The organism is Herbaspirillum rhizosphaerae, assembly GCF_046025915.1.
In the GTDB taxonomy this organism is placed as follows: Bacteria; Pseudomonadota; Gammaproteobacteria; order Burkholderiales; family Burkholderiaceae_D; genus Herbaspirillum; species Herbaspirillum rhizosphaerae_A.
Genome location: NZ_JAQQFR010000001.1, coordinates 530711 through 539610, shown reverse-complemented (window position 1 = coordinate 539610; position 8900 = coordinate 530711). Strand labels below are relative to the sequence as shown.

Genomic DNA, 8900 nt, shown 5'->3' with positions numbered 1-8900 from the left:
ATCGCCAACAAATCGTTTTGTTTGTCAGCAGCAGATCCCCGCCTAGCTCGCTGCGCCTTGCTTTTTGCTGCGTCGCTTCGTCAGCGGGGAGGCGAACTATAGCAAAGGTTTTCAGATCCGTGCAACTATTTTTGCCAAATTATTTAAACTTTTTACACCACCTTGCCGCAAACCCGCATCAGCACTGAATTTCGAGCCTAAAAAAATTTTTAAACTTCAAATGCATTCAGCCCACCCCTTGCGGGGTGGGCTGAATTTTTGTTTCAGTGCAGCAATCAATTCATCATGAGCGCTGCAACAAAGGGCTCAAATTAGCTCGCCTTGACGGTCAGAGCACTCTTCACGTCCTTCACGCCGTCGATGGCAGCGGCAACTTGCAGAGCATGTTGCCCGGCTTCGGCATTAGGTACGGCACCAGCCAAGGTAACGATACCCTTCTTGGTAGTGACCTTGATCTTCAGGGCCGACACCTGGCTATCTTCCACAAAGGCGGCCTTCACCTTCGCAGTAATGACGGAGTCGTCTACATAGGCGCCAGCTTTTTGCGTCGAACTGGAAGTCGACGAATCAGTAGAAGCGTCGGCGGCATAGACAGCTGGCGCGGCAACAGCGGTCAGGAAAGCGGCAGTAACCAGCGTCGAGATCGTTTTAGTGGTTTGCATAATGATGTCCTTATAGTGAGAAAGAAAGACAACGCTTTAAGCGCTACCTACCCTCTCCTTCGCAAAGGCCATGCCAGATCAGAAAACTTCAATGAATTCAGAGGCTTATAAAAATTCGTCGCTACCGACCCGCAATAAACCCGCCCAAAACGCCGATTTTCGTCGCCTGAGAGCGACACTATCCAGCTCACTTCAACTAAGTCACTGATTTTTAAAGGCTTATTCTTGTCGCTCTGCGGCGACACCCTCGTCATCTCCGCGGAAAACACTGGGATCGAGGCCGTTTTTCTGTAGCAGACGGTAGAACTCGGTCCGGTTTCTGTCTGCCAGACGGGCCGCATCCGTGACGTTGCCGTCCGTCAATTTCAGCAGCTGAATCAGATAGTCCCGCTCAAACCGCTGCTTGGCGTCGGCATAGCGCAGTACCTCCAACGCCGGTACACGCAGGGCGCGTTGCACCAGTGCCGTCGAGATCAAGGGCGCCGTCGACAATGCGCAGACCTGCTCAACCACGTTATAAAGCTGCCGCACATTGCCGGGCCAGGAAGCCATCATCAGCACTTCCAGCGCATCGGGCGCAAAGCCATTGAGCTTTTTCTGATACTTTGCGGCAATCAACTGCAGGAAATGATTCGCCAGCAAAGCGATATCTTCCCGGCGCTCGGCCAATACCGGCAGCACCAGCGTCACGACATTCAGCCTGTAATAGAGATCTTCGCGAAACGAGCCGTCCGCCATGGCGACATCCAGATCGCGATGCGTCGCCGACAATATCCGCACATCCACCGGCACGGCGTCGTTGGCGCCGACCTGGCGCACCGTGCGTTCTTGCAGGACGCGCAGCAACTTCACCTGAAGCGGCAGCGGCATGTCGCCGATCTCGTCGAGAAACAAGGTGCCGCCATTCGCTGCCTGGAACAAACCCTTGCGATGCTCCACCGCACCTGTGAACGCGCCTTTGACGTGGCCGAACAGTTCCGACTCCAGCAACTGCTCCGGAATCGCCGCGCAATTGACCGCGATGAACGGCGCCTTGGCGCGGCGGCTGGCACGATGGATGGCGCGCGCCAGCAGTTCCTTGCCGGTGCCGCTTTCGCCGCGGATCAGAATACTGGCGTCCGACACGGCCACCAGGCGTGCTTCCGACAAGACCTCCGCCATACGCGGACTGCGACTGATCAATTCTTCGCGCCAGGCGTCGTCGCCGACCCCGGCTGCGTCGCCCGCAACCTCGTCGCAAGCAGTCAGGCTCAGCGCCTGCGCAATCTTGGCGAGCAGAATCTTGGCGTCGTAAGGTTTGGTGAGATACGCAAACGCACCGCGTGTGGTGGCATCGACTGCATCGGGAATGGTGCCGTGCGCCGTCAACAGGATCACCGGCAAGGCCGGATACTGCGCGCGGATTTCATCGAACAGCGCCAGACCGTCCTTGCCCGGCAAGCGGATATCGCTGATCACGAGCGCCGGCAGCTCGATCGCCATTTGTGCCTGCGCCGCTTCGGCGCTACCCACCGCCGTCACCCGATAGCCATTGGCTGTCAGGCGCAACGACAACAACCGCAGCAGATCCGGATCGTCATCGACCAGCAGCAAATAACGCGGGCTGCTCACGGGCTTGTCCATCTATTTAAGTTGACCTGGCAAGGTGCGCTCGATGTTCTTGAGCGCTTCAAGCTTTTCATTCAGCTGATCCATGCGGCGCTGGCTCTCTTTGGCCTGCTGCCCCGCCTTTTCGGCGCTGTCGCTCAAGCGGCGCATCTCTGCATAGTTGCTCACCAGCAGTTGTGCCAGCGGCTTCAGGGCCACCGCGTCGGAATCCGTGGCATTCAACACCGACCCAAGCTGCACCTGCGCGCGCGCCAGATCATTGGCGTCATGCGTCAGGCCGAGCACCATGGCTTTTTGCATCGCCAGCATGGCGCCGCCCTGACGCGCATTGAGCGCCTGCAATTCACGACCCAGCTCCTGCTGCGACAAGCGACGCAAAGTCTGGTGATAGATCAGCAAATCGTCCATGCCGCCTACCGTCGTGACCAGTTTGACGGTCGTAGTCGGCGCTTCCGGTGGCGCCGGCGTCGCACACGCCGCCAACAGCAAACTCAGAAGACTCAAAAGTAAAGGAAGTATTTTTGTTTTCATGGAAGTGACTCTAGCTTTCATCCGGCAGCTCAATACGGAAATGTGCCCCGCCGCCCTCACGCGACACCAGTTGAACATCGCCGTTATGCGCCAGTACATACTCGCGCACGATCGACAAACCGATGCCGTTACCGTGACGCGCGCCTTGCGGCTGGTTCAGGCCCTGATAGAAAGGATCGAAGATCCGGTGTGCATCGGTTGCCGCCACGCCCGGTCCCTGATCGACGCAATCGATACGTACGCGGCCTTCGCTGCCCGACAGCACAAACCGTATCGTCCCGCCCTGCGGACTGAAACGCACCGCGTTCGACAGCAGATTGGCCAGCACGATCGCAAACTTGTCCGGGTCAAGCACCGCCGTCCTGGCGGCGCCTTCAACCTCGACTTTAAGACCGCGCGCTACCCATTGCAGCCGCTGGTCGTCAATTACCTTATATATGAGCGCGCGCAGATCAACCGGCAGACGGTTGATGCGCTGGGCGTCAAACGCCACCTCGTTGTAGCGCAGCAGATCCTCGATCTGGTTCTGCAACGACAGCGTGTTCTGACGCAGGATGCGCGAAATCTCACGCTGGCTGTCAGTCAGTTTGCCGGCCACTTCGTCGTCCAGCAGCGCCGCGCCTTCGCACAAGGCCGCCAACGGCGTCTTCAGCTCATGCGAAACATGGCGCAGGAAGCGCGACTTTTCCGCCTCCAGATCCGCCAGCCGTTGCCTCAGCCAGTCAAGCTGCTGACCGAGCCTGCGCAAGTCGGCCGGTCCCTTGACCACAATCGGCTGATCGAAACGATTGTCGCCAAGTCGCCCGATCGCCGCCTCCATGCGCGCCAGCGGCCTCGACAGCCACATGCCGAACCAGAACGCCAGCAGCACTGCCAGCACGATGGCGCCGATGACCTGGAAAGTCAGCATCTTGCGTTGCTGCTCCAGATCGTTGGACAAGGCATTATTGCGTCGCTCCACCTCGCGCTTGCTCTCGGCCGCCAGTTGCTCGTTGAGGGCAGGCAAATGCGCAAAGGCTTGGAACAAAGCTTGCTGATCAAGCTTGCGTTGGTTTTGTGCCAGCTTCTGCGCGGCAGTTTGTGCGGCATTCTGCGCTGAGTTTTTGCCCGGCACGGGCGACACCGGCAGAGTGGCCCCCTGATCCGACTGCAATACTGCCCAGGCTGCCTCGCCATAGGTGTTCCAAGAGGCAAACAGATCGGCAGGCGCCTGCGGCAGCGCTTGCTGCAATTCGGCCAGCGACGACTTGGCCTGCTGCCATGCTTCGGCATAGCGATCGCGGAAAGCAGAATCCTCCAGCACCAGAAATTGCCGTGCGCTACGCTCCATGGCCACCGTGCGTTCCGCCAGACGTTGCGCCTGCTCCGTCAATCGCACGGCTTGCCCGGCCGTCTCGCGGCTGTGCGCTGACATGCGTTCCAAGGTAAACAAAGCGTGCACGGAAGTACCGCTCAGCAGCGCGGCAATCAGCAGGAATGCGGCCAGCAACAGCTGGCGAAACGACAATCCCGGCAAGACGCCGGTCGGTCGGGAAGCGGGAGAATGAGATACCGGTTGTTGTAAAACAGCCTGCTTTAACATGAAATCGTTCTCGCTAGGATAGAGCGCCATTGTAAACACCGGCGCCATCGAATCAGAAATCTATCTTATATTCTTTAGAAAATACTTGAAATCAATATCGCCATGCAACTAGGACTGTGAACGGCTACAGAGGTGCCGTACGCCGCCGCAAATTCGCCCTCGCCTGCAGCGTCGGCGGTTCCCGTATATCATGGCCGAGGCTTTTGTCCGGGCGGTTCGGCCTATGAAATCTCAAATTTTTCGCGCTTTTCCCGCGATTTTGAGGCTTTCATGCCAGCCCCCTACCTTCTTCCTCACCTGCTACCCGACTACCGCTCCAATGGAACCTTCGAAGTCCACGGCTACCGCCTCCGCCCCACATCATCACATCGTCATTGCCGGAGAAGGGCTGCCGGACGACAAACGCACGCTCGCCATTATCACGCTGCTGATTGCCGTCGGCCTGGCCACGCTGGACACGGCCATCGCTAATACAGCGCTGCCGGTCATGGCCAAGGATCTCAACACCACGCCTGCCGCCTCGGTCTGGATCGTCACCGCATACCAGCTGGCGATGATGGTGTCGCTGTTGCCGCTGGCCGCGCTGGGTGAAATCGTCGGCTACCGCCGTATCTACATCGCCGGACTCGCGCTCTTCACCGCGGCATCGCTGCTGTGCGCGGTGGCATGGTCGCTACCCTCGCTGACGGTCGCGCGCTTCCTGCAAGGATTGGGTGGCGCCGGCATCATGAGCGTCAACACGGCGCTGATCCGCTACATCTACCCGACCCGTTCGCTCGGACGCGGTGTCGGTATCAACACCCTGATCGTCGCCATCGCCTTCACCGTCGGCCCCAGCGTCGCGTCGGGGATTCTGGCGATCGCACCGTGGCCGTGGTTGTTCGCGGTCAATGTGCCGCTGGGCATCATCGGCTTGTTGATGGCGATCCCTGCGCTGCCGCACACACCAAAATCCACCCACCACTTTGATATCAAGAGCGCCTTGCTCAATGCTGCCGCCTTCGGCCTGCTGATCCTGGCTATCGGCGAAGGCGCGCATCAGGCCGACACCACCTTAGTGGCGATGGAATTCATCGCGGCGCTGGTGTGCGGTTACCTGCTGATGCGTCGCGAGGCTTCCCATCCTGCGCCGATGCTACCGGTCGATCTGTTCCGCCGACCGATGTTCGCGCTGTCGGCAGTCACGGCAGTGTGTTCGTTTGCAGCACAAGGCCTGGCATTCGTCTCGCTGCCCTTTTTCTTCCATCACGATCTCGGCCGCAGCCAAGTCGACATCGGTCTGCTGATGACGCCATGGCCGGTCGCCGTCGCCATCATGGCGCCGATCGCCGGACGTTTGTCCGATCGTTATCCGGCCGGAATGCTCGGCGGCTTCGGTCTGGCGCTGTTATGTATCGGCCTGGTGCTGATGACCCTGATGCCGGCCAACCCGAGCGTGTTCGATATCTCGTGGCGCATGCTGGTGTGCGGCATGGGCTTTGGTTTCTTCCAGTCACCCAATCTGAAAGCGTTGATGACCAGCGCCCCACCGGAGCGTAGCGGCGGCGCCAGCGGCATCGTCGCCACCGCGCGTCTGTTCGGACAAAGCATTGGCGCAGCGCTGGTGGCACTCTGCTTCAGCGTGTCGGCCCTGCACGGTTCGCGACTTGCACTCGGCCTCGGCGCCGGCTTTGCCGGCGCTGCCTGTCTGGCGAGTTTCCTGCGCTTGTTGACCACCAACCCGGCAGCTTCCTACGCCAAAAAATAGCCGACGCAAGTCATGCCGTTTCGTCACCGCGAACAAATTGCAAATCAGATTGCAACTTGTTCGCGGTTCGCATTTTTGCGTGCCGTTTTTTCTTCGCAATTGTATAAAGTCGCAACAAAATACTGTCACAAACACCAGCCACATTCCGAGCAGGTTCTGCTACGATAAGCACATGCAATCGCCGTGCTGAGTCGCCTCAAACCCACGATTCATGCACCTTTCACAGCAGCAACCTTTCTAACGCCTCCAACGGAGACCGGCAGTGTTGAAGCGTATTGCACCCGATCAACTTCGTCTTGGCATGTATGTCCAGGAGATCCCAGGCCCGTGGATGAATCATCCATTCTGGCGGGGTTCTTTCAAGCTGGAAAAATACGAAGATCTGAAGACGCTACGTTCTGCCAAGATCGATGAAATCCTGATCGATACAACCAAGGGCCGCGACATCATTGTCGAAGATGCGCCCAAGCCTGCCGTTGCTACCTCACCCACGACTACTCCGGCGCCTGAATCTGAAGCCGAAACAGTCAAACCGCGGCAAGCAAAAATTTCCGTTCAGGTCGGTGCCGAGCAAGAGCGTGTCCAAGCCGCACGTGTATTGACCGGCTCCAAAAAAGCCATCATGACCATGTTTAACGAAACCCGCATGGGCAAAGCGTTAGACGTCAGACAAGCGATGCCGGTAGTGCAGGAAATCACTGCCTCGGTATCGCGCAACCGCGGCGCACTGATCAGCCTCGCGCGGCTGAAAACCTCTGACGATTACACCTACATGCATTCGGTCGCCGTGTGCGCGCTGATGATTGCTCTCGGCCATCAGCTCGGCCTGTCGCCGGAAGAAACCCGGCAAGCAGGTCTGGCCGGCTTGCTGCACGACATCGGCAAAATGGCAGTCCCTACCGACATCCTCAACAAACCCGGCAAGCTGACCGACGACGAATTCAATTCCATCAAGAAGCATGCGCAAGCCGGCCACGCCATCCTGCGCGGCGTTGACGGCATCGGCGACGCCGCGCTCGACGTCTCGTTGCACCATCACGAAAAAATCGACGGCAGCGGCTATCCCTTCAACCTCAAGGGCAGCCAGATTTCATTGATGGCGAAGATGGGTGCAGTCTGCGACGTGTATGACGCAATTACCTCGAACCGGCCCTACAAGCCGGGCTGGGAACCGGGCCACTCGATCAAGCGCATGGCCAACAACCAGGGCCACTTCGAAGAAAGTGTCCTTGAGGCCTTCATCAAGAGCGTGGGAATTTTTCCGACCGGATCCTGTGTGCTGATGCACTCGGGGAAGGTAGGCATCGTCATCGATCAGCATCCCGGTTCGCTGCTGACGCCAAAAGTGAAAGTGTTTTTCTCGGCGACGACGATGTCGATGCTGCCGATCGAGATCGTCGACCTTGCCACCACTCGCAGCGGCGACAAGATCGCCTCGTATGCAGACCCGTCCAAGATGCCGAACCTGCCGAATCTGGAAACCATCTGGGCTTCCAGCGGATTGAATTAAGCTGCTTTAGCTACTGAATTAGTCACGCACGGCAAACGCACCCGCCGCCGCCAACTCCTCCAGCAATGCCACCGTCGCACAGCCCGAGACATCATAGGGGTTGAGCACGCCGGTACTCGAATACTTCAGCAGCAGCGAACGATTGACCTTGTCCAAACGTACCTTGCCCATCGTCCACGACGAATACTGGCGTACGCCGATTTCTTCATAGCACAGCAAGACCACGTCCTTGTGCCGCTTGTCCTGCAACAAGCGCGCATACAGATGATTGATCTGATCACGTCCGCCTTCCAGCGCCTGCACGAAAACATCATCGCTGTGGCACAGCACGCCGGTGACGCCATTGGCGGGATTGTGACGGCGCGCCGTCGCCAGGACGGTATCGACCAGCTCCTGGGTGATGGGTTCACAGGCACGGCTTGCGTAGATCAGACGAACCAGCATGATGCTTCCTTTCGGCTTGCAGATTAATGGCGAATTGATAACGGAAAAAATTGCTTCCGCTTATTTCCTGATCAGCGCCAGAAACTCGCGGCGCAGGTTGGCGTCGCGCAGGAAAGAACCGCGCATGACGCTGTTGATCATCTTCGACTCGGTATCCTTGACGCCGCGCCAGTGCATGCAGAAGTGATCCGCTTCCATCACGATGGCCAGACCATCCGGCTGCAACTTTTCCATCAGCAGATCGGCGACCTGCGACACGGCTTCTTCCTGGATCTGCGGACGGCTCATGATCCACTCGATCAGGCGTGCATACTTGGACAAGCCGATCAGGTTGGAGTGCTCGTTCGGCATCACGCCGACCCAGACTTTGCCCATGATCGGACACAGATGATGCGAGCAAGCGCTGCGCACCGTGATCGGGCCGACGATCATCAGTTCGTTCAGACGTTCGATATTCGGGAATTCCGTCACCGGCGGCGGTGCCTGATAGCGGCCTCGGAAGACTTCCTGTAAATACATCTTGGCCACGCGCTTGGCCGTATCCTGCGTGTTGTGATCGCTCTCGACGTCGATCACCAGGCTCTCGAGCACGCCGGCCAGCTTGGCCTGCACCTCAGCCTGCAGCGCTTCCAGCTCGCCGTCCTGAATGAATTCAGCAATATTGTCGTTGGCGTGAAAACGTACGCCGGCAGCTTTGATGCGTGCGCGGATGCGGGCCGAAACCAGCTCGTCATGCACGTTTTTTCGTGGTTGGTCTGTTGCCATTGTGGAATTGCGCGCGACGGCGCAGTGCGAATGATATTGCCGACATTATGC

8 protein-coding genes are annotated in these 8900 nt (G+C 58.5%); 2 read left to right on the top strand and 6 right to left on the bottom strand.

Annotated features, from left to right (window positions below; genetic code table 11):
* Positions 1-311: 311 nt before the first annotated feature.
* The 4 genes from PQR63_RS02485 to PQR63_RS02470 form a co-directional block, all read right to left on the bottom strand.
* Entirely contained in the window at positions 312-662 is a 351-nt protein-coding gene (locus PQR63_RS02485) for a BON domain-containing protein (RefSeq protein WP_408165336.1), read from the bottom strand.
* 219 nt (positions 663-881) lie between these two features.
* Positions 882-2285: a sigma 54-interacting transcriptional regulator gene (locus PQR63_RS02480; RefSeq protein WP_408165334.1), complete on the bottom strand. Its 1404-nt coding sequence runs from the start codon at positions 2283-2285 to the stop codon at positions 882-884.
* Positions 2286-2801, bottom strand: a complete 516-nt coding sequence (locus PQR63_RS02475) for a hypothetical protein (protein WP_408165333.1) — start codon at positions 2799-2801, stop codon at positions 2286-2288.
* A gap of 10 nt (positions 2802-2811) precedes the next feature.
* A complete protein-coding gene (locus PQR63_RS02470; protein ID WP_408165378.1) occupies positions 2812-4383 on the bottom strand; it encodes a sensor histidine kinase in 1572 nt (523 codons plus the stop codon).
* 319 nt (positions 4384-4702) lie between these two features.
* On the opposite strand from PQR63_RS02470, the gene PQR63_RS02465 reads away from it, so the two are divergent.
* Both PQR63_RS02465 and PQR63_RS02460 read left to right on the top strand, forming a co-directional pair.
* On the top strand, positions 4703-6130 hold the full coding sequence (locus PQR63_RS02465) for an MFS transporter (protein ID WP_408165331.1): 1428 nt from the start codon (positions 4703-4705) through the stop codon (positions 6128-6130).
* 262 nt (positions 6131-6392) lie between these two features.
* Positions 6393-7640, top strand: a complete 1248-nt coding sequence (locus PQR63_RS02460; protein ID WP_408165330.1) for a cyclic di-GMP phosphodiesterase — start codon at positions 6393-6395, stop codon at positions 7638-7640.
* A gap of 18 nt (positions 7641-7658) precedes the next feature.
* Here PQR63_RS02460 and PQR63_RS02455 read toward each other — a convergent pair whose 3' ends face one another.
* Both PQR63_RS02455 and folE read right to left on the bottom strand, forming a co-directional pair.
* Positions 7659-8084, bottom strand: a complete 426-nt coding sequence (locus PQR63_RS02455; RefSeq protein WP_408165328.1) for a BLUF domain-containing protein — start codon at positions 8082-8084, stop codon at positions 7659-7661.
* A 60-nt stretch (positions 8085-8144) separates the two neighbouring features.
* On the bottom strand, positions 8145-8849 hold the full coding sequence (gene folE, locus PQR63_RS02450) for a GTP cyclohydrolase I (protein ID WP_408165327.1): 705 nt from the start codon (positions 8847-8849) through the stop codon (positions 8145-8147).
* Positions 8850-8900: the final 51 nt, after the last annotated feature.

Bases quoted from the DNA above. Each gene is read 5' to 3' on its own strand.
- PQR63_RS02485 (WP_408165336.1), bottom strand. From the start codon at position 662: ATGCAAACCACTAAAACGATCTCGACGCTGGTTACTGCCGCTTTCCTG.
- PQR63_RS02480 (WP_408165334.1), bottom strand. From the start codon at position 2,285: ATGGACAAGCCCGTGAGCAGCCCGCGTTATTTGCTGCTGGTCGATGAC.
- PQR63_RS02475 (WP_408165333.1), bottom strand. From the start codon at position 2,801: ATGAAAACAAAAATACTTCCTTTACTTTTGAGTCTTCTGAGTTTGCTG.
- PQR63_RS02470 (WP_408165378.1), bottom strand. From the start codon at position 4,383: ATGTTAAAGCAGGCTGTTTTACAACAACCGGTATCTCATTCTCCCGCT.
- PQR63_RS02465 (WP_408165331.1), top strand. From the start codon at position 4,703: ATGGAACCTTCGAAGTCCACGGCTACCGCCTCCGCCCCACATCATCAC.
- PQR63_RS02455 (WP_408165328.1), bottom strand. From the start codon at position 8,084: ATGCTGGTTCGTCTGATCTACGCAAGCCGTGCCTGTGAACCCATCACC.
- folE (WP_408165327.1), bottom strand. From the start codon at position 8,849: ATGGCAACAGACCAACCACGAAAAAACGTGCATGACGAGCTGGTTTCG.